We start from the raw sequence: 22,234 nt of genomic DNA, 5'->3' as shown, positions 1-22,234 counted from the left end.
AGGCCTGATGGTTCATCATAAAACATATATGGGCTTTTATAGGATTATTTTTCACCATTCACTCACCCAAAAGAGCTTATCATGACGATGCCAAACTATCGCACACTCAATATTATCTTGTCACTCATCATGGTGGCAGGCAGTGTTTATGCTATTGGTTATTTACAAAATTACTTAATGCTAGACCCATGCCCTTTGTGCATTTTTCAGCGTATTGGGCTTTGGATCATGGGTATATTCGCCTTGCTTGCTGCCATCATCAACCCACGCCAGAAACTGGTGCGTTTAATACTTTGGGTTGGTAGTATGGTAGGCACGCTTTGGGGGTTTGGGGTGGCAGCTCGTCATACTTGGATTCACTATGCCCCATCAGCCCAGCCACCTGCCTGTGGTCCAGGGCTTGAGTATTGGGTGCAGACCATGCCCATGTCAAAGGTACTCACAACCGTACTAACAGGCAATGGTGATTGCGGCATGATTGACTGGACATTGATGGGGCTATCAATTCCTGCACAAGCCATGATTTTATTCATGATCATCGCTTTGATTCAGGTGATCATTTTAAAGAAAATATTAAGTAACAACCGATAAATACAGCATTTATTAAATATTAGGCTTTAGGATGCCACCAAAGCCTACCTAAGACTTTGGTATCATAAAAACATTACCGCTAAGGATTATCATGCACATTCATATTTTAGGTATTTGTGGTACTTTTATGGGTTCGTTGGCTCTGCTGGCTCGTGATTTGGGTCATACAGTGACTGGCTCAGATGCCAATATTTACCCGCCGATGAGTACGCAGCTTGCTGATGCTGGCGTGGAGGTTTGGGAGGGTTATCACGCAGAACACTTGATACCTACGCCTAATTTAATCGTCGTGGGTAATGCATGTAAGCGAGGTATGCCAGCCATTGAATATATGTTAAATGAACGGTTGCCCTACACTTCAGGCCCGCAGTTTTTATACGAAACAGTGCTCAAGGATCGCCATGTCTTAGCGGTTGCAGGTACACATGGCAAAACCACAACAACAACCATGTTGGCATGGATTTTACAATTCTCAGGCATTGATACAGGATTTTTAATTGGTGGCGTGCCGCTTGTCAATACAGATGATAGACGCCTAAGCTTGGCGTTTCAGCACAGCTCATATTTAGGCAAGCAATTTTTTGTCATTGAAGCCGATGAATATGATTCAGCATTTTTTGACAAACGCTCAAAATTTGTACATTATCGGCCAACGACAGCCATTTTAAATAATCTAGAATACGATCATGCTGATATTTTTGCAGATCTTGATGCCATCCAGACCCAATTTCATCATATGATTCGTATGATACCATCTAAAGGTCAAATCATCATACCTGCAAACACTCCAAGCCTAGAGACAACATTAGATAAAGGCGTTTGGACGACCGTGGTGCGTACAAGCCTAAATGGCGATGCCGAGTGGCAAGCCAAACTAGATGCCAACGACGGTTCATCATTTTGGGTACATCACAACAACACATCAGCCATGGTTCGCTGGTCAATGAGCGGTCTACACAATGTCAATAATGCATTGACCGCCATCGCTGCGGCACATCATATCGGTGTGTCGGTTGAAATGGCGTGTACTGCCCTGTCGCATTTTGGTGGTATTAAGCGGCGTATGGAGTTGATTGGTGATGTTGATGATATTTTGGTATTTGATGATTTTGCACATCACCCAACCGCCATCAGCACCACACTTGATGGTGCTAAAAAACGCCTAGCTCCTCGGCGTATTTGGGCAATTATTGAACCACGCTCAAATACAATGAAACTTGGCAGTCATCGACCACATTTGGCAGCATCAGCAGCCATCGCAGATCAGGTTATTTGGTATGAGCCACAAGGACTGACTTGGGGTCTCAAAGAAGCCATTGGTTCTACGCCCAATCAGCGTGTACTAGACAGTATCAACGCCATCATTGAGCATATAAAAACATATGCCAAAGCAGGCGATGCGATCATCATCATGTCTAATGGTGACTTTGAAAATATTCACGGACGACTGCTGGATGCACTAAGCCAACCTTAGCCAATCAATAACAATCAAGTTTTTTACCAAAGCTTAAATTGACATTTAAATGTCAAAAGTAGATTGTTTTAAGTGATTTTTGATCACTTAAACTTGGATATACCTGCCCTTGATAACAATTTATTGATAACATATGTATAAATAAGATAACATTTGATGATTTCATCCATGTTTGTATCAAAATGGCCCAATCTATGGTTTGACAATAAAGACTTGTTTGATGGCAAATGATCAAACAAGCCTTTACTTAAAAAGCTTACCCACACTCTGATTTTTAAACAGCCATATTTTATGCCAAATGCCAAAGCTTAGCATCAATTAATCAAAACGACGGTTCTCAAACCGTTCAATCAAAGCACGCTCCTCATCTGACCACGGCATCTTGACCATGTTCATATCCGTGCGGACAATGACCGCTTCACCGCTTGCAACCAGCGCTTGTTGGGCTTGACTGTACATTGCATATTCTTGGACAACACTGGTGCTACCGAGGTGCTTAATACGCACGCCGATTAGTAGCGTATCAGGATAGGTTACAGGACGGCGATACTGTATGGATGAACTTGCTAAAATCGTCAATAAATCCTCTCGTGCTGCCATAAAACCAATCGCACGCATGTAGGCAATACGAGCCGATTCAGCATAGCGATAATAAGCCACATTATTCACATGATTAAAGCCGTCCATATCGCCCCATGCAATTGGCTGCACATGAACGACAGGATAGTCATGCAACAGCTTAGGCCTATCATCACCTGTCAATATCGGCTCAAAAATGCTTGCAACTTTCAACATATTATCTCCTTATAATCTTGGTTGATGTGCCACGATCCAATGATCGCTTTATGATTATCACCGATCATCGGTATTAAGCTTTTAGTGGTTTATAACCTGCAGGTTTTTCATAATCGCCATTATCCAAAAACTTCTCACGCTGTTCATTGAGATATTTTTTTGCTTGTGGGTCAATCATACTTAGATGCTTTTCATTAATCAGCATGGTCTGTAACTCAAGCCATGCATTCCAAGCTTTGGCAGATATGGTATCTTGGATTTCTTGACCTTTAGCATTAGGAAACGGTGGATTGGGTAATTTGGGAAGATTTTGTTGATATTTACGACAAAAAACCATATGGTCATTCGGGTTAAAGGTTTGCATAATTGCCCTCATCTTATTAAGTAAAAAATTCGGTTGAACTGATTATAACAAATATTGACCCAAATTGGCTAAGGATTTACCAAAACCTGCTCAATCATTGATTTGATATCACTGTGTCAAAACAAATCTTTGAAAGCGTTGGATAAAAGCTACCATACAAACCTTAACATCTGATGATTAAAACTCAGGCACACTACTTGTACGACTAAGGCCATAAGTGCCAAATCTACCATCAGTGAGAACCTCCGCTGCCTGTTTACCAATGTGCAAAGGATAAGACCGATGATTACTTTTGCTGGTTAATTGGATATGGGGGTATACCAATGATTGCTCTTTATAATTCTCAAAACGCTCTGCCGCTTTATGATAAGGCACGCCATGCCGTTTGGCTTGATGTGTGATACGCTCATCAAGTGTCATTTTGGGAATGGCACGATAATAATTTGCATATCCTTTGATATCATCTGGCACGGAGCGAATACTGCTGATATGGATATAGTCCGCCAAACGCTCAATCCACTTATCCAAGTTAAGGGCAGATAATGCCTGCTCAGTCGGTGCAAATACTCGCAGCTTATAGCCCAAATAGGCAATTTTTTTATCAGCACGGGTTCGATACTGTGGGAATGACACACCATAAACCGTTTTATCTTGCTCATCTTTTTGCTCAACAAAGGCAAGATGCAACTGGGTGTAGAGCTTACTCCACACCGTATAAGGAGAGATATCCGCTTGGGGGATTAAGGTAATTTCTTGATAAAATTTCATTATTCTTTTCCGCTTGCACCAAAAACACCACCACGAACCAAGACCGCCATGACATAGTGCTGATTTTCTACGCTTGGCTTGTTATCTTTTAATATCCAGCCATCAAATAAGGAATAAAAATCCTGCTTTTGCTTAGGCTGACGAAATGCCGTACCCATCGTGGTTACCTGCCCATATGGCTCAACTGCAATCGGAAATTGAGCGTCTGGATACCAAGTATCAATGGTACGAATGGCATTGCCGATTTTTTGAGAATGAATGCCTGCTTTGTCATTAATATGATACAAAACCTTGCTCTTGGTTTTACCTGTATCCAAAATCAATTCTTGTGATGGATACACTTCTTGACCATAGCCAACCACCGCTTCTGCTGTGATATTTAAAATAATAAATGCTTGATTGGTTAAGCCTTGCTCAATCCAGTTAGCCAAAGTCATAAGCTCTGGGTTTTGTGTATCAAAATTGTGAATAGAAATGCTTTTGGCGTCAAAAGTTAAAGTCTGCTGCTGATCTGCCAGTTTGCATGTCACATTGACCGTAATTTTTTCAGAACCGATACGGTTACGCCATAGCCAGCGGGCATTAGCGATATTGGTTGCATAGCGATGTGCCAGCGTCTTTACGCCATGCTCTTGTAGGTAGCCTTGCACCGTTTGTAATAATTTGGCTTGATAATTTGGGTCATTACAGACATTAGGCTTGCCGTCAAATGGTAGCACTTTGCATGTCCATGACACAATCAAAGTATCATTATCTTCTAATAAAGATGCTGAATCTACTTTTTGTAAATTGGCTTTTTCAATTTCAGCATCAAGCTTAGCTGGGTCATTTGTAATGGTATTTTTTAAACGATTACTGATTGTGCCACGGATAGACTTTTCTTGAATACGCACAGGAACAATCCCACTGTTTTCATTTTGGCTGTTTTTTTGTGCCATAAAACCATCAGAAATATCCAAATTGCGTTCAAAAGCCAAGACAGTTGCTGTTGTTAATTTACTCATCAGATCACTCCATTTCATTGTATTAAGATTAAAATTATGATAACTCGTTTTGTGTCAGCAAATACAAACCTGTTTCATCATAGTGTTGTCGCCAAAAGGCTGTTTCAATATTGTCCTTTAGATGATGTGGATACACCCATTTGCCCAAACCGTAAACCACTTCTACATACTGGCTTGGATACTCAGGATTACGCACATTGTCCATTTTACCGGCCTCAAATTGTTCGCTAATTGCCTGATAGCCCATTGGCATAGGTACAATCCAGCCATGTCCTGTTTTGATGGATTTGGTGTGCCATTTGGTATTACCATCTAAATCCAGCTTTGGCAGATGGTGTAGTGTACACACATCAAGCAGTACATCAAGCGGTGTGGCTTTTGGATCGGTACTTTGGGCTTTATCAATCAATTCGCTAAATTCAGAACTGGCATCCATCAAAACAAATGCAGGCATTAAAAGTGGTACTATCTGATGCATACTTTCAAAACCAAAATACCGCACAGGATGGGTTTTGGCAATATTCATCACACTACCGCCAGCAATACGCTGCCTAAAAATGGCTTGTGATAAAAATTGGGTCAGCTCTTGACTGCGTTTTTCTGAAAGCAAATCAGACGCTAATACCTCCACAGCAAAACTCATCACCAAATTACACTTACCTTCCTCCACAATTGGGGCTGTCTTACCATCTTTTTTGAGTGGATTACGAGTTTGATTAAAAGTATGGTCATGATATCTGCCCGCTCGATAAGTTTTGGGCGTGCATTCATAACAAGCCAGTAGCACACCACCTAATGCCAAATCAGCAAATCGCTCATCTGCCATTAAGGTGCGTGATAAGGCATGAAATGCGCCTGTAAATCCTGTTAGTGCAGGCAAACCATAGGTCAAAGGGCTAGAAATTGTACTGGCATCATAAATCACCATTTTGTGAAAATATACACACCCTACCCTAACTTTATCGTTCATAAAAACACCCCCTTGCCTAAGCGTTCATAAAATTTTTGCATCTCTTCAATTTCTCGTTGCCACTCATTATATTCTGCATCTGCAAAATCAAATTTTAGCTCTTTGACCGTGCTACGCAACTGCTGATTAAACCAAGACGCAAAATCTTGTAAAATGATTTTTTGCCATTCCTGCTTGGTTTTTTCGTCAGCAAACTTGGCCTCACCGTCTAAATCAGCACGATAAGGATCTAGCCATATTTTTTGGGCAAGTGGCAGTGCATAAGTCTTTGACCAGCCTGCTGGTTTATTTTGTAATACATGGGCAATGCCAAAAATCGTATGCAATAAGCGGTCTATGGCATCTTTGCGTTTATCTCGCACATCGATTGTATTTCTGGTATCTTTAACGACTTGAACCACATAATTAAAATCATCTTGAATATGGTATTTTAAAGTTTTACCATCAAAAAAGTTTTCACAAAATTTAGATAAAGAAAATTCACGGTCTTGGCTTATTTTGGGCGGCAATGAGGGCAATAAATAGTTACGCCCGCCTTGTCGGCTTGTGAGCTGGCTGATATTTTGCGGTTTTGAGCCGCCCAATTGTACGATTGCCAAATTTGGCATACTGACATAAGATGTATGCAGTGCATTGGATTTAAAGCGGTTCTCTAAGGCTTTTTTATTATCATCAGAATATCTTAATTCGTTAATTTTTAAATAGACCGCATAAGTCAATGCTGATGGATATAATGGAATGATATTGATGTATTGCAGTTCATCTAAATGATTAACTGTATTATCATTAGTTACCCAAAGCATTTGTTTATTGCGTTCATGGGTCGCTGGATTTTCCATTGTGCTTTGTAAAACGTGTTTAAAGCATACATGATAATGACCTGCCATCTCTTTATCATCAGACAAAGATGCAATAAATTGCTCATTATCGGCTAAAATCAAATCACGCACTTTTACGCCTTGCCCCACATCAAAATCAAAAAATGATGCCAGCGGCAGAGCTGCTGCGTTGCCATTCGCATCTAATGCAGGATTGGCAAGACTATGTGTACCAACCAAGGTATTAAGTCGTTGTTGTTTTGGGATAAAATTGACATTATCACCTTTGGCATCAGGATGAATGCCTTTGGAAATGTGCGTTCCAAATTTAAGCTGTTTTGCCATGCTATTCACAGCCAAATCCAACCAATGTACACGTTCAAACTTTTTTTTGATTTCGTCAATTTGTGTCTGGCATTCTGTTATCACAGCATGATTGCCATCTTCTTGGGCTTTCATCAGCTGTTTTTGTAGCTTTTCTGACTTAGAATCAATCTGTTGCTCTAAAAATCTGCTGATTGCCGTGAGAGCAAGGTCGTTTATCGTAGTCATCTTATAATACCCTTCCTTAATTAAAGATTTCATGATTTAATCACACTCCCAACGCCAATTCATTCAATAATGTCTTACGTTGTCGCCAATTGGGTAAAAATTCATCCATATATGCCATAAATCGCGCATTGTGATGACGTTCCAATAAATGAACCAATTCATGCACTACCACATATTCCAAACATTCTCGTGGCTTTTTAGCCAACTCTAAATTGAGCCAAATGCTACCTGAAACCGTATTGCAACTACCCCATAAGGTTTTCATTTTCTTCACACCAAAACGGCTGGCTTGCACTCCCATTTTGGGTTGCCAAATCGCCAGTAATTTCTCAATTTCACGTTTGAGTTCATCGCGGTAATATTGCTCTAATACCGCAATTTTATTGGCATGGCTGGTCTGTTCGCGTACCCACAAATTGATTTTCTGATGTGAAAGTTCAATGCGATGCCTACCAGTCGTGTGCAACACTTCTAAACGATAACGCTTGCCCCACAAAAAATGGCTTTCGCCTGCCAGCATTTCGCGTTCAGATTGTCTCGCCTGGTTTGCAAACTTGGCTTGCTGTTTTTTTATCCAAATCAAACGGCTGGCAACGGCTAAACGTATTGCATCATCACTCATGCGTAACGGTGCAGATACCCGCACATTGCCCACAGGTGGCAAAACAGCAATGTGCAGATTTTTAATTGCTTTTCGCTGTAAATCAATGCTTAAATTGCCAATTTGCATATTACTCATGCTTGATATTCCGTCTGCTTCATTATTAAAGCCAACACATCATCGGCATTTAACCCTTGCTCGTCAAAAAGCGGATTAAGCTGATTTTTAAGATGTTTCTGCTTCATTTTATTATTTAAATAACCGTCTTGCTTGTGGTCTTGAATGGCATCATGCAAGCGATTGACCCAATTTTCATCTTGACAAAAATTATCAAAAATCGCTTGTTTGCCAGCGGTGTTAATGGTTTTTGAGTAATCCGATTGTGGTGGACAAATCACTTGCTTGGTAAGCTGGGCGATTTTGCGTAAATAGTCTTGATAATTCAGCACTCCTTTTCGGCGTTGCTCAATCAATTCATCTAACAGCACAGACATTTGTTCGTAATATTTCGGGTTAATCGGGTTTTCATCGACAATTTTACGGCGAACATTGTTTTCAATGGCTTCCGCCATGCCGTTGGGGTCTGATGCGATATTGGTCGGCAAATTGTCTTGAATATTTTCTTGTTTTTCAACCAATAATTGCAACAAACCTTTGTTTTCAAAATCGGCAATTTTTTCGCTGTCTTCCGCACGCACATATTGATTGATTAAATAACGCATATCGGCATCAACGGCTTTCAAATCCACATAATCGCCACTTGCTATTTTGATGTCATCACGCAGTTGAGTGAATTTTTCTACCCGTTCATGCCATGCTACCGCTTCCTGTTCGCTGTAGCCTGCCAAAACCAATTCATTGGCAATCGCTGAATAGGCACGAATGAGCTTGACCACTACCTGATAAAATGCCAAACGGCGTGTTTGAAATTCTGTGGCTAGGTTGCTGTGCGTATCTTGTCCGCAAAAATAGGCTTTATAGGCAGACAAATCTTTGGGGGCAAGCACATTCTCCACAATCATTTGCACTGCTTCCCAAGCGGTTTCCAAGTCGGCTTTAGCAATCGCCAAACGGTCTTGCAATAACCCTTTGACATCTTCGGCTTCATATTCGCCAAAGGCTTCTTGGGTGAAATCAGTAAAGGCTTTTTCCAGCGATTTAAATAAATCACGGTAATCCACAATATAGCCATACATTTTACTGTCGCCATCCAAGCGGTTTACACGACAAATGGCTTGGAACAGATTGTGGTCTGCCATTGGCTTGTCAATGTAGAGATAAGTCGCTGACGGAGCGTCAAATCCTGTCAATAATTTATCCACCACAATCAACAATTTCATTTGGGCGGGTTGCTCAATAAAGCGTTTTTTGACGTCTATTTCAAATTGTTCGGTTTCTTTGTCGCCAATTTGGTTTTCAGGCAGCCTGAAATAGTCGGCAATCATTTTGCGGTAAATTTTATATTTATACTCTTCTTCACTTTGTCCGTTGCCCGATAATTCACCTTTAATCGCGTTGGCGTTGGGCTTAAAGCTGGTAACAATCGCTACCTTATCTTTGAGTGATGTTTCGCTAAATAATTCATAGGTTTGGCAAGCCTGATACACGCTGGAACACACCAAAATCGCATTGCCACGACCATCAGACATACGCGGTTTGCTATCCATATCCAGCAAAATATCGTCCACAATTTTTTCCAAACGATTTTTGGACGACATCAATTTTTGCATCGTTCCCCAACGCTGTTTTAACTGCGTTTTGGCAATATCGGTTAAACCACGGGTTTTATTTTCAAACCAGTCATCAATTCGTTTGCGCGATGATAACGATTGTTCGATGTCTCGTGCTTCATATAATAAATCCAGCACCACGCCATCTTTGACTGCTTCGTCAAATTTATAGGTATGGATATAACCGCCAAAGACATCCACCGATTTTTTCTTGTCGGATTTGAGTAATGGCGTACCTGTAAAGCCGATAAACACCGCTTCAGGCAACAGCATTTTCATCGCTTCGTGTAATTTGCCCGATTGCGTGCGGTGGCATTCGTCCACAAACACAAACAGCTTGCCTTTGGGTGCAAAATCGCTAGCACGTGCTTTAATTTCACGCAAATAGTCGTTTAATTCGCTGTTGTCTTGTTCATCTTCCGCACCTTTGCGTCCAAATTTATGCACCAAAGAACAAATCAAAGACGGTTGATATTCACCAAGGACATCTAACAAATTTTTTCCACTGGTTGTGCGATAAATCGTGTGGTTGGTATTACTAAATACCTTTTCGATTTGCTCATCTAATTCTGTGCGGTCGGTAATAATCAACACACGACTGCCGCCACCTTGTTCCAAAATCCATTGTGCCAGCCACACCATTGTTAAACTTTTGCCGCTGCCTTGGGTGTGCCAAATAATACCGCCTTCGTTGTTGGCAATTTTGGCTTGGGCAGCCTGAATACCGAAATATTGATTCGGGCGACAGGTTTTTTTTATCCCTGCATCAAATACCATAAAATCGTGTATCAATGCTAAAAAGCGTGATTTTTCGCATAACGATTGCAAATCGGTATCCAAATCGCCTTGAATTTTACCATCTTCTTTCCATTGCAAATAATATTTTTCGCCCGTTTCAATCACGCCATAACGTATGCCTTGCGTGTCGTTGCCTGCCATAACCAATTGCACGGTGGTGAAAAAGGCTTCGGCAAAATCTTTGTGTTGGCTGGACAGGTTTTGGCGAATGCCTTCGGATACCGACACCGAAGAGCGCTTCAATTCAATCACCGCCAACGCGATGCCATTGACATACAGCACCAAATCGGGGCGTTTGTTGTATGCCACGCCTTTTATGCTGACTTCTTTGCCAATGGCAAAATCATTGTTATGCGGATTATTCCAATCAATCAGCCACACCGTTTGCGTTTGTTCGCCCACGCCCGTTTTGACTTTTACGCCATAGCGTAGCAAGCGATAAATGGCTTGGTTGGCGTCATACAAACGGCGACCACCGCCCACATAATTTTCTTTTTGCAATAACATGATTGCGCCTTTTATCAAGTCATCAGACACACCACGCTTTACCAACCATGTTGTTAAATCATCTTCACGGATATTTTTATTATCTTGCCCGCTCAAATCGCCCAAATAGCGATAGTTCAGCGTATTTTGAAAGAATTGGATCACACGGTTTTGGGTTTTTTGTTCAACTTGACCGATGGGGATAGTCGTGGACATGGCGATTTCCTATGATTTTTAACTTTTTAAATACAGATATTCAAAATAATTTGCTTGGCGTGGTCAAAGGGCAATCTGTGACCTTTAGATTTCATGGTATCTAATGCCATTATCGCTTGATTTTTATCTATCTTTTGATGAACAACCAACTGCTCTAATACCCATACTGTGCCCTTGATGAGTACTGCTTCTTTTTGAGCAGCATCTCGCAAAGCTTTATCACCTGTTAATAAAGGGCAGCTTTCTTGTTTAGCAAGCGACAATGCCATTAAATCGTGCATACTGGTTTTGCGGTATTGGCTAGATAGTTGAACAACATAAATCATTGATTGCTCTGTTAGGCTTAATTGTTGCAATCCCATTTGCAATAAATTGGCGTGCTGCCTACGCAATTCTCATTCAAACAGTACATCAGGCGTACAAAAGCGATAAGGCAAGCTAAACATCAATGCAGTCAATCCACAGCAATCCAAATCAATAAAAATATTGGCATCGCTAATCAGCATCTGTTGCATCATTTGCCCCATTGCTCAAAGTTTGCTCTTGGATAAACTGATAAATCGGCATTCCCAATAGCTCCGCTCCTTTAGATTCGCTAATTATCTGTTCGGCAACCGCACGATAGACCAATTGTTTAAAGGTGTGTGTATTTTCGCTTGCATACACTTCAGGCTCTTGTTTATGCCAGCCTTTTTGATTAAAGATGATATTGATGCCCCTGTGGTAAGTTGCGGTAATAATGCCCAAATCTTTGGCACGATAGGCAATCGCACGCATCGACAAGCCATATTCACGCTTTAAATATGCCAACTCTTTTGCGTAAATCTTTTGGCGTTTTTCGCCAAATTCATGAATCATGCGAGACTTTGGCAATAAAAATGCTCCTGCAAAGCGATTGCACGCTTTTTCAATATCCCAGTCATCAGGTAAATCATGGGATAAATAAGCAGGCAATACCAAATGCCCCAATTCATGCGCCAATGTAAATCGCTGACGGTCGCCTGACCATGATGAAGATACGACAATAATCGGGGTGTTGTTAATCATTGCCTGCAAACCATCAAATTTATTGTCAGTATTGACATCGCTCACGATAACAATAATTCCCAAATCCTCCAATAAATCAATCATTTTTGGAATGGGATTTGTGCCTAATTGCCAATGCTTACGCAACGCATCGGCAAACTGCTCAATATCATCTAGCAAATGGACTGTCGGCAAATCCGCCTCCAAGCAATAGGGCTTGACAGGAAAATCAAGCCACAACGCTTTGAGTGTTAGCCAGCGTTCTGCTTGTTTGGTAACATCAACGGTGATTTGCTTGAGCAGTTTTTTGGGTGTGCTAGATTTGGTGCGATATTCCACCTCACCCAATTCAACCTGAACAGGGCGGAATAAAAAATCCATTTCCACGCCCAGCACATCCATCAGGCGTAGCAATACATCAGACGATGGCATGCTGGTATTATGCTCATATTTTTTAATCATATTGGCACTTAAGCCGACCAAATCCGCCAATCCCTGCATGGATAACTTTTTAGCTTCTCGTGCCATTTTTAGACGAATGCCAATCATAATCGCCCCTTTTTAACTTTCTTGGTTTACAAATTTTAAAAATCTAGTGTTATTGTAAACCAAGAAAACGCCCCTTGCTAACATAATTTTGTAAATTTTGCAAGCTTTAGCATGGCAAACGGATTTTTCCTGTTAATAAATTTTGCATCATACCTTGCTTAATTTCGCGTAATTTTTCAATCCGCGCTTGTAAGGCTTTAATTTCGCTATCCATATCGCCTAGGATTTGGGCGATGGCGGTTTGTTCTTTATATTGCGGACAAAGAATTTCTATTTGTTTTAAAGTGCTACCATTTAATTTTGCACGAGTACCACCAACAAGATAATGGCTAATATTCATGGATGAAATACAGTAGGCTAAAAATTTATTGCATAAAATATTCTTCTTTCCCTGAAGTACATGAGCATGATTATTTACCCATATTTTCCCTGTTGTATATTGAACAGGATAATTGATTAAATCATTAGCTCCATCTTCAGCGACTAAAACAAATTCGCCATCATGGGTAAAGCCATTTACATAATCTTGAATACCATTTGCACCATAATATGGGATATTACCAAATATACGATTTGAAGCAGAAACTGGAATTCTTTGATTATCAAAGATATTTACATATTCACCCAACGCTACCACTTCCCAATCTTCAGGAATATCGCCCCATTCGGTTTTTAGGCTGCCTTTGGGTGTGCCGTCTGCACGGTGGACAAATTCAGGCAGCCGTGTTTTGCCTGTGAGTAGCTGTTGCATGGTGGCGGTTTTGATGGCTTGTTTTTTGGCAAGCAATTTTTCCAGCTCGGCAAGCAAAGCATCGGTATCACTCAATGCAGTGGCAATAGCGGTTTGTTCAGCGGTGGATTTTGGTAAACTTAATTTATATTTTTTAACATCATTACTTGTAATATTGGGGTCTTTTCTACTGCTACTTGCTACACTTTTCCAATATTCAATATTGAAATTTAAATTTTGTATTAAATAATAAGGTGTTATATTACTAGATGGTAAAATTGCAACCAAAGCTTGATTAATACTTGCGGGAATAGCTAATAAACCAGTACGACCAATTTGATTAAATCCCCCATACATTGCAACCAAAACAGTTCCTATTGGATACTCTTTTAAACTAGTTTCTTTTAAAGCAAGATTTGTGATTTTTTCATCTGTATACGTTATTAAACTATTATTTAAATCAAGAGTTTTAACCCAATAGCGAGTACCTTGTTTAAAATATTTATCAAATAAACGTCGAGAAGGAGTTGTTCCACCGCCAAAAGTTGTTAAATTTTGTAATTCCACCACTTCCCAATCACTCGGAATTAAACCCAATTCAGTCTGTTTATAGCTTGTCATGATTACCCCTTTATAAACCCATGGCTTTTAAATGGGTATTGACTTTGGCGGTCAATTCTGCCACTTGCATTTCAATTTGCGAAAGTGGTTCATGGTAGCGTGTTTCTAATGTTTGCACACGGCTTGCCAAGGTTTGCACTATGCGTTCCATTTCGCTGTGAATGTATCCACCCAAATCGGCAAGCCATTTGTCATCTACCACCAACTGTTGAATATCGCTGGCACTCAATTTGCCGTATTGAGTAAACACCGCCCGATCCAAGGCTTCGGTGGCGGTTTTGAGTGCGTCTTTGGCGTGTTTTTCCGCTTCAAACAATTTTATGGCGTTTTTGATGGCGGTTTGCTCTTCGCTGTCGATGCTGTTTTTTAAGGCTAGTTTTAGACTTTTGGCGGTGATTTTGTCTTTATTGTCCACCGCATTTTCTAATAAACCATTGCCATGTTCTTCTAAATAGCTTTCTAATTCTTGGCTGGCGGTATCTAAATTCGTCTGTAAGCTTTGAATTTGGGCTAATCGCTCGCCAAAATAGCGTTTGGCGATTAAAGTCGGTGGGATAAGCTCGGCTTTGTATTTGGTTTTGTTAATCACAAGATCGTGCGGTTCGGCTTTGGGCGTTTTGCCATTTTCGTCTTTTTCGGGCTTTTTGATTTCACGCAAAAGCTGCTTGCCCAAATCCCAACCGTCTTGGCAAATCATATAGACATCATCTTGCATCATATCTTGCCAATAGTTCATCAGGATTTGATAGATGTCGTAATTGGCAACCAGTTGGCTGTTTTTGTAGCAATCAAGCAGGCTTTCACTCCATTGGTGAATAAGCTCTTTGGGGCGGTTGCCTTGTGCAATTTGGCGTAAATTGTTGGCGTGTTGCCATTGGGCAAAGGGTTGCAGGGTACGCTGTTTAAATTGCGCGTATTCGCTATGTGCTAAAATATGCGATTTAATTTGCTCGGTAGGCAGTTTGGCATGATAGCGTTCGCTTTTGGCTTCAAATAATTCATTTTTCAGTTGTGGGAAAGCCTGCCAATAGCCCGCCAAATCATCAATATCCGCCACAGGAATATCGCCATATAAATGGGCGTTTAAATCCTGAATATCTTCACGCTCGCCACTGTCAATGTAGCGCGGTAAATTTAAGTTGTAATCTTGTTCTACAATTTCCTGCAAACTCACTTGTCGGCTGTAATGGGCAATTTCCAAGCGTTTGGTAAAGGTGTCGATGATTTTGTGAATGTCTTGGTCACGCAAGCGGTTTTTGTTGCCGTCTTTGATGAAATATTTGGATGCATCAATCATAAATACGCTGCCACCGCTGACCACTTCGGTTTGTTCATCGTTGGCAAATTGGGCGGTTTGGGCGTGTTCCTTGTCAATCACAATAATGCAGGCAGGAATGCCAGTGCCGTAAAACAAGTTGGCAGGCAAGCCAATAATGCCTTTAATCAAGCCTTGTTTGAGCAATTCTGCACGGATTTTAGCTTCGGCATTGCCACGAAACAACACGCCATGCGGCAAAATAATCGCGCCTTTGCCTGTCGGTTTCAGGCTTTTGATTAAATGCAGTAAGAAGGCATAATCGCCATTTTTTTCTGGTGGAATGCCGTAAGCGAAACGCTCAAAAGCATCGTTTTCGGGTTTAATGCCGTTTGTCCAGTTTTTGCTGGAAAAGGGCGGATTGGCAACCGCAAAATCAAAGGTGCGCAGTTGTCCATCTTTCAAAAAAGCAGGTGCGGCAATGGTGTTGCCTGTGCTGATTTCGGCGGTTTCGTTGTTGTGCAAAATCATATTCATGCGGGCAAGCGATGCCGTAGAAACGTCTTTTTCCTGACCGTAAAGCGAAATCGTGTTATTTGCTTGTGTCGCCACTTTTAAAAGCAATGAGCCAGAGCCACAGGTCGGGTCATAAACCGTGGTGCTGGCAGGGCTGTCGGGCGCAATTCCGATAATTTTCGCCATAATTCGCGACACTTCGGCAGGGGTATAGAATTGCCCTTTGGATTTGCCCGATTCGGTGGCAAAATGACGCATTAAATATTCATACGCATCGCCCAGTAAATCATCGCCATCGGCTTGATTGGTAGATAAATCTAGTTTTTGAAAAATGCTGACTAAATTACTTAAGCGTTCAACTTGGTCTTTACCTTTGCCGAGCTTTTCTTCATCGTTGAAATCAGCCACATCAATCACGCCTTGCAAATCATTGGCTTCGGCAATTTGTTTCAAAATAATGTTGAGCTTGTCGCCAATGTTGGGGGTGTTTTTTAGCGCGACAATATCGTCAAAAGTCGTGCCGTTTGGCAAGTCAATCATGCCTGTTTTGGCTTTAAATTTATCGGAAACGTATTTCAAGAATAATAAAGTTAGGACATAATCTTTGTACAGGCTGGCGTCCATGCCGCCACGCAATTCATCGCAGCTTGCCCATAAAGAAGAGTAGAGTTCGGTTTTTTTGATTGCCATGTTTAAACACCTAAATATCAAATCTAAAAAATATTTCTTGAGTATACTATCGTTATTCATATTTGCCACATCTAAGCAGTTTTATTAAATCATATCCAAAATAATAAATCAACCATAGTATCTTATTGAATTAAAGTCTTTCATCATATATAATACGACTCATCCTTTGTATAGAAGGCTTAGAAAATAGTATCTTAAACTTTCCAACCGCACAGGTTGCTTAATGTGGTTAGGAGCCAAGCCGCTCCGACACCACACCTAAAAATGGGCAAAAATACCATTGAGTCTGATTGCTATCTAGCACCACTTTGCTAAATTGTATTGCCACATAAGACAGGCTATGCTCTGGCAAATGTGTATGCAGCCGCTGAATTTCATCGTACACATCACAGACCAGCCAAGTGCTAATTTGTGCGTGATGATAATCAAAATCCATCATTTGAATATAATGGTTGTGCAGATTGGCATGTGATAAACCATTTTGATTAATATCCTCCATGGCATATACCCTAAATCCATCACCCTGACCATCTACGATTTGGTTGGGAATCAGCACCCACGCTTCATCTTGCTGTATGCTGTGCCGAAATGGCGACACTTGCTGCAAATGAGTATGTATCCGATTAGATGCTCCCGCTTCTCGCCAATAGGCATTGATATAATTGGTTTTATTTGCCCCAAATAAATCATGCATCAAAGTATGTTCCAATTGCTCCAAGCTTTCGGGTCTATCTTTGATAGTATCTGTCCAAATGCGTGGGCGAGCATCAATTTGGCTTAGATGATTATCGCTCATTAAGGCGGTCATGTCATGTTCTGTAAGCTTATATTTTTTGGTTTCAAAGCCAGGTTTGGTAAATACAGGTCCATGGTGATTTTGTAATGCACGAATATTTTTATTGAGTATCAAGATATTGCTATCAAACACCTGTTTATTTGGGCGATGTCGCCATACTCGACCAGCCAACTGAATGATTGATCGCATTGAACTTGGCTCAACAATCGCCCAATCATAATCATGATCACGCCCCACCTCTGCCACAGGTGTTGCCAATACCATAAAAATATGCTGCTTAGCCTGACTTTTGGTCATCTGCTGCACAATGTCATCATGAGTAAAAAGCAGCTGTTCGTCATGCTCACTGCGTTTTAATACTTTATCTAAGCGACGCTCCAAGCGATTTCGCAAAATCAAAAGCTGTCGTGCGTGATAGCACACCACATGGATATGTGTATTTTGGTTGACTTGAGCATGTTGCAGATAAAACGCAATGTGTGTTAGCTGTTTGATATTTGCAATCCGCACCAAGCCAATGCTGGCACTTTTGCCCGTTTTTTTATCAACAGTATGATAACAATGATGCAACCGAACAGCACCATCAATGATATTTTGTGCCAATGTGCTATAAAATTCAGCTTTTTTATCTTGATGATAAGCCATGCCGACAGGCAGAATTTCAGCTTTACGGCGGATGGGCTGTTGCTGTAAAAAGCTGATGCGTTTTTTGATAAAAATTTGCTGCTGTTGCCTAAAGGTCTCCACCTTATCACAAGATATCACCATACTGCCATGTTTTTGTTCATCAAACCACGCACAGACGGTTTGTGGTGCAGGTTTATTTTGGCTTTGATTGAACAATTTGCGTCCAGCTAAATAACTTTCAAATAAGCCAGCAACCAAATCAGGCGGTAGCGTTGCTGATGACAGCAACACCTTTGAACCAAACATGCCTGCCAAATGTACCAGCCGTGCTAATGCAGGCAAGTCATTATGATCAAATTCATCAGGTTCATCTAAAATCAAATCGCTACTAAGCAGCCGAAGCATTGGTGTGATATAGCCACCGCCTCGCTTACATTCACTCACCCCAATCAGATGATCAATGGTACAAGTGACTATCGGAGAAAATAGTAAATCTTTGGCTTTATTATCAGCCAATAAAGTATCAATATTCAGCTTAGCCAGCTCAAGATGGGCAGCATGATACTCAGACGCAAAATCGACAAAGCCATCTACCAACGCCTCTGCTGATTCACTGCCCCAAGCTGTACTTGAGTCATCTTGGTTTTTGTGTTGTTCACCGATTTCAAATAACTGCCGAATACCGCCGCCGCCCACCAAAATCGCCAAGACCTCATCACTTAACTGTAAATCCTGACGCAAACTTAGGCCTGTTTGCAAAGTCAATACACGCAGCCCTAACGCAATGGTGAATCTTACCCCTTTTTTCTCATCTGATAAGCCATACATAATGCGAGCATTACCAATGGTCTTGCCACAGCCAGTAGATGCCATATTAACCCCAAAAAAGCCATGCACATCACTATCAGCTTGCACACTTTTGGCTATGTTAAAGGCATAATTTTGCCAAACAAATCGCTCAATATTGGTATTTTTGCTTAATGGGCGATGCGACAGCAATGTCGGTAATTGCTCACCGATAATCGGTAAATAGCGAGCAAAATGTGCCGTAAAGGAAGCAACACCCAGCAAATGCTCATCTAAAAATTGCTTAGGTTGTTTTGTTTTACGGTTGGTATTGGCAAGTAGATTTAAAGAGGATTTTGTGGCAACACGGCGATGGTCGCCATCTTTTAATGAAGAGTAGTTATGGTCACCGACCATTAAACACAGCCGTGATAAATACAGTAAAATGGCATTATCAATCGGCTTATCTTGTGCAGACAGTGCTTGTAAAGTTGGGTCTTTTATGGCTTTGTTTGCCCAACGCTTTATGCGACTTTGCCAAGCGTTACTGTCAATCACACACTGATCAAATTGCCAAAAATCAACCAATTTTTTATTGGCTTTATGAGCTGTTTCAAAGGTTATGGGATTTTTTACCCAATGGTCGTTGGCGGTGAAATCTGCATAAATCTTAGTTAGCGGGCGTTCAAAATATAATTTTAAGGTTGAGGCATTTGTTTGAAAACTTATGCGTTCTTGTTCCTTTAAAAATACATTGACCAAAGGTGGCAAACGATGATGGCTAACAACAAGCCAAGCCACCCACTGCCCAAGTGGCGGCAATTTGGATAAATCGGCATGATCCAAATTACAAGGTTTTAAATAATCATTTAACGCTGATAATTTTTGGGTCTTTAGCCACTCATCAATGCGTCCAAAGCGTTCTAACCACTGAGAATCAGTTTGACAATCTTGGATCAGCCAAAGCAAAATTTTCAGCGAAATCCATTCGTGGCGATAAGGATCGCCTTGGGTGCTGCCATGTTTTAGCTTATGCTGAAAACCAAGCGTAGATTTGCCCAAATCATGTAGCAGTGCTGCCAAAGTTGCGATGATTTGGATGGCACTGATATAGTACCAATCATTTTGCCATTCACTGTGCAAAATATTACGGCGTGTTTGGTTCACTGGCACCCAGCCATATTCATTAAATTTATGGCGATTACCCACAATCCACAACAGCTCGCTGTGTTTGCGTGTGTGAAAGCGGTAACAGCTGATGGCGGTATTTTTGCTTGCGGTATGTGCAAGCAGTTTTTTGACCATGACAAGCCCATCTTCGGTAATAACGGTCTGCCAAGTATTATGACCGATGCGATTGGCAAACGCATCTAACACAAGGCGTGTGCGTTGCAGTGCCTTTTTTTCACATTGGGAAATAAAGGTCACAATCATTTTATACGCCTTTAAAATACTGCGACGCCAATTTGACTTGACCAAACATAAAATCCAGTGCCTTATACTCGGTGAATTTTTGTAAGATTTTTTGGCGAAATTCTTGTTCTGTAAAATTTTGTTTCGCACAAACAAATGACCACGGCAGAACAATGGCATCTTTTACTAAATCTGCCACATCAAAAACAAGCGCCCCACGCCGTGTCTTACCATGCATCACCGCAAACCCATGCGGAATGCCAAGCACCCACAAAGTACAAGCTCCCAAACCATACGCCAAATAATTACCATGATTCAAAAAACGATTGGCATCATCACTTGCATGAAAATCCCGCTCAAACGATAATGCACACTTGGTTTTTGCATAGTGATACAACCGCTTGGTCATCAATGCTTCAGCCAACAAAAGATCACCAACGCTGTCTACTTGCTCAATTTTATTTGTAAATGCGGTATGTAGTTGTACGACATCATAGTCTGTGATATCAAATCCTGCTTCTTGTAGCTGCTTGTCTTTTAACCAAACTTTTTGGGTAAATTCTAGGCGTTGTTTTTGAAACACTTTGGCAATCGTGAGCCGTTTTTTATCATCAAACCAAAAAGACAGCCAGCCTTGGACATATTCGGTCGGGCGATATTCATTTTGTGGACTAAGCCACTGTATTTCTACCCCTGAAAATAATGGCGTCGCACCACCCCCACAAAAGCCAACCAACACGCCAGCACCAGCAAGCAGACGCATCGCTGCTTGTGTAATAGAAGTGCCTGTGCCAAGTAAAATGACCGTCGTGTTGGCGATCGGAATATTATAATAGTGGTTTTGGTATTTCGTTTCGGTCAGGTATAAGATACGCCCATCTTTTTGCATGACTCGGCAATGCTCAAGATAAAATAAATTCGCCCGTTTGGAGTGTAAAATTGCTTTCAAATCGGTCGGTTTGAGCGTATTCATAATAATACAAATCCATGTTTAATGATTCAATTTTATCCTAACAATTTTCAACATCATTTAATATGATTTTATTGGATTATAAACTAAAAATAAATTTATACCAATCATTTTTTAATTGTATTTAGCGATTAAAATGTTTTAAGATAACCCAACCAGAAGATGGAAAAATAACTGATTGACCCTTTATTTTTTTACTATTTAAAAACTTGAATATTTTCAATAAGTTATAACATGAAGATTTTTGATTGGGTTTTTGACAAATTTTATCATAATGACTTGTTATTTCTTATTATTTTGGTTTATACTAACTCTTCACGACCGCACAGGTCGCTTAGAAAAATCACTGCGTACGCCGATTGGCAAGATTGGCCTTCACGACCGCACAGGTCGCTTAGAAAAGTAATTTGGGTAATCTTTGATAACCCAAGTTCTTCACGACCGCACAGGTCGCTTAGAAAATCCGCCATCAATGAGCCAAAGAAAATCAACACTTCACGACCGCACAGGTCGCTTAGAAAGTAAAAAGTCGGTCAATGCAACGCCTGCCCCTCTTCACGACCGCACAGGTCGCTTAGAAAGATAAGATATCAAGCACTTTATCAGCGTCTGCCTTCACGACCGCACAGGTCGCTTAGAAAACAGGGGATTTGTCCCAAAAATACAACCAAATCTTCACGACCGCACAGGTCGCTTAGAAACTGGCGTTTTCTTCACGACCGCACAGGTCGCTTAGAAAAGTGATGCTATCCCATGCGACAGATATAGGCACTTCACGACCGCACAGGTCGCTTAGAAAATGGTGATAACCTCACTTTTTTCAATGAGTTCCTTCACGACCGCACAGGTCGCTTAGAAATTGATGTACTAAAGTCGTGTTAATAACATAATCTTCACGACCGCACAGGTCGCTTAGAAATTACCTGATGATACCATTTCCAATTTAACTTCCTTCACGACCGCACAGGTCGCTTAGAAACTGCCACCTCACACAGTGGCAGAGTTTACCCACTTCACGACCGCACAGGTCGCTTAGAAATTTAACTCAAGATACGGCAAACAATTAATACCCTTCACGACCGCACAGG

Annotated in this window: 16 protein-coding genes and 1 CRISPR repeat array; of the genes, 2 read left to right on the top strand and 14 right to left on the bottom strand. The window is 41.0% G+C overall.

What is annotated here, in order from left to right; translation table 11 throughout:
- Positions 1-81 precede the first annotated feature (81 nt).
- Both A4U55_RS00360 and mpl read left to right on the top strand, forming a co-directional pair.
- The gene (locus tag A4U55_RS00360) at positions 82-591 is read left to right on the top strand and encodes a disulfide bond formation protein B (protein ID WP_003664186.1); all 510 of its coding nucleotides are present in this window, start codon (positions 82-84) and stop codon (positions 589-591) included.
- A gap of 91 nt (positions 592-682) precedes the next feature.
- Positions 683-2,065: a UDP-N-acetylmuramate:L-alanyl-gamma-D-glutamyl-meso-diaminopimelate ligase gene (mpl, locus tag A4U55_RS00355; protein WP_063453877.1), complete on the top strand. Its 1,383-nt coding sequence runs from the start codon at positions 683-685 to the stop codon at positions 2,063-2,065.
- A 318-nt stretch (positions 2,066-2,383) separates the two neighbouring features.
- Here the strand turns inward: mpl and A4U55_RS00345 are convergent, their stop codons facing one another.
- The 14 genes from A4U55_RS00345 to cas1f all read right to left on the bottom strand — a co-directional run bounded on the left by A4U55_RS00345 (position 2,384) and on the right by cas1f (position 21,149).
- Positions 2,384-2,860 carry an acyl-CoA thioesterase gene (locus A4U55_RS00345; RefSeq protein ID WP_003662177.1) on the bottom strand — a complete coding sequence of 159 codons (477 nt, stop codon included), beginning with the start codon at positions 2,858-2,860 and terminating at the stop codon, positions 2,384-2,386.
- 73 nt (positions 2,861-2,933) lie between these two features.
- Entirely contained in the window at positions 2,934-3,224 is a 291-nt protein-coding gene (locus A4U55_RS00340; protein ID WP_003662180.1) for an oxidative damage protection protein, read from the bottom strand.
- 177 nt (positions 3,225-3,401) lie between these two features.
- A complete protein-coding gene (cas6f, locus tag A4U55_RS00335; RefSeq protein ID WP_003664177.1) occupies positions 3,402-3,992 on the bottom strand; it encodes a type I-F CRISPR-associated endoribonuclease Cas6/Csy4 in 591 nt (196 codons plus the stop codon).
- Positions 3,992-4,996, bottom strand: a complete 1,005-nt coding sequence (csy3, locus tag A4U55_RS00330; protein ID WP_063453876.1) for a type I-F CRISPR-associated protein Csy3 — start codon at positions 4,994-4,996, stop codon at positions 3,992-3,994. The genes cas6f and csy3 overlap by 1 nt, the downstream gene beginning before the upstream one ends.
- Before the next feature lie 34 nt (positions 4,997-5,030).
- The gene (gene csy2 / locus A4U55_RS00325; protein ID WP_063453875.1) at positions 5,031-5,966 is read right to left on the bottom strand and encodes a type I-F CRISPR-associated protein Csy2; all 936 of its coding nucleotides are present in this window, start codon (positions 5,964-5,966) and stop codon (positions 5,031-5,033) included.
- Positions 5,963-7,336: a type I-F CRISPR-associated protein Csy1 gene (gene csy1 / locus A4U55_RS00320; protein ID WP_063453874.1), complete on the bottom strand. Its 1,374-nt coding sequence runs from the start codon at positions 7,334-7,336 to the stop codon at positions 5,963-5,965. The genes csy2 and csy1 overlap by 4 nt, the downstream gene beginning before the upstream one ends.
- A 40-nt stretch (positions 7,337-7,376) precedes the next feature.
- Positions 7,377-8,075 carry a M48 family metallopeptidase gene (locus A4U55_RS00315; protein ID WP_063453873.1) on the bottom strand — a complete coding sequence of 233 codons (699 nt, stop codon included), beginning with the start codon at positions 8,073-8,075 and terminating at the stop codon, positions 7,377-7,379.
- Positions 8,072-11,167, bottom strand: a complete 3,096-nt coding sequence (locus A4U55_RS00310; protein WP_063453872.1) for a type I restriction endonuclease subunit R — start codon at positions 11,165-11,167, stop codon at positions 8,072-8,074. The genes A4U55_RS00315 and A4U55_RS00310 overlap by 4 nt, the downstream gene beginning before the upstream one ends.
- 26 nt (positions 11,168-11,193) lie before the next feature.
- On the bottom strand, positions 11,194-11,493 hold the full coding sequence (locus tag A4U55_RS09235) for a PIN domain-containing protein (protein ID WP_201786725.1): 300 nt from the start codon (positions 11,491-11,493) through the stop codon (positions 11,194-11,196).
- Between the two features lie 169 nt (positions 11,494-11,662).
- Positions 11,663-12,742 carry a helix-turn-helix domain-containing protein gene (locus A4U55_RS00300; RefSeq protein ID WP_042510136.1) on the bottom strand — a complete coding sequence of 360 codons (1,080 nt, stop codon included), beginning with the start codon at positions 12,740-12,742 and terminating at the stop codon, positions 11,663-11,665.
- A 106-nt stretch (positions 12,743-12,848) separates the two neighbouring features.
- Positions 12,849-14,093, bottom strand: coding sequence for a restriction endonuclease subunit S (locus tag A4U55_RS00295; RefSeq protein WP_052399098.1), 1,245 nt, complete (start codon positions 14,091-14,093; stop codon positions 12,849-12,851).
- 10 nt (positions 14,094-14,103) lie between these two features.
- Positions 14,104-16,554, bottom strand: a complete 2,451-nt coding sequence (locus A4U55_RS00290) for a type I restriction-modification system subunit M (RefSeq protein ID WP_042510135.1) — start codon at positions 16,552-16,554, stop codon at positions 14,104-14,106.
- A 229-nt stretch (positions 16,555-16,783) separates the two neighbouring features.
- Positions 16,784-20,197 (bottom strand): type I-F CRISPR-associated helicase Cas3f, encoded by a 3,414-nt coding sequence (gene cas3f, locus A4U55_RS00285; protein ID WP_063453871.1) that lies wholly within the window; start codon positions 20,195-20,197, stop codon positions 16,784-16,786.
- A 1-nt stretch (position 20,198) separates the two neighbouring features.
- Positions 20,199-21,149, bottom strand: coding sequence for a type I-F CRISPR-associated endonuclease Cas1f (gene cas1f / locus A4U55_RS00280; RefSeq protein WP_003662191.1), 951 nt, complete (start codon positions 21,147-21,149; stop codon positions 20,199-20,201).
- Between the two features lie 310 nt (positions 21,150-21,459).
- Positions 21,460-22,185: direct repeats of the CRISPR family, unit length 28 nt; unit sequence CTTCACGACCGCACAGGTCGCTTAGAAA.
- Positions 22,186-22,234: the final 49 nt, after the last annotated feature.

This window comes from Moraxella catarrhalis (genome assembly GCF_001632285.1).
GTDB lineage: Bacteria > Pseudomonadota > Gammaproteobacteria > Pseudomonadales > Moraxellaceae > Moraxella > Moraxella catarrhalis.
The sequence above is the reverse complement of the archived record's forward strand: the minus strand, read 5'-3'. Positions and strand labels throughout refer to the sequence as shown.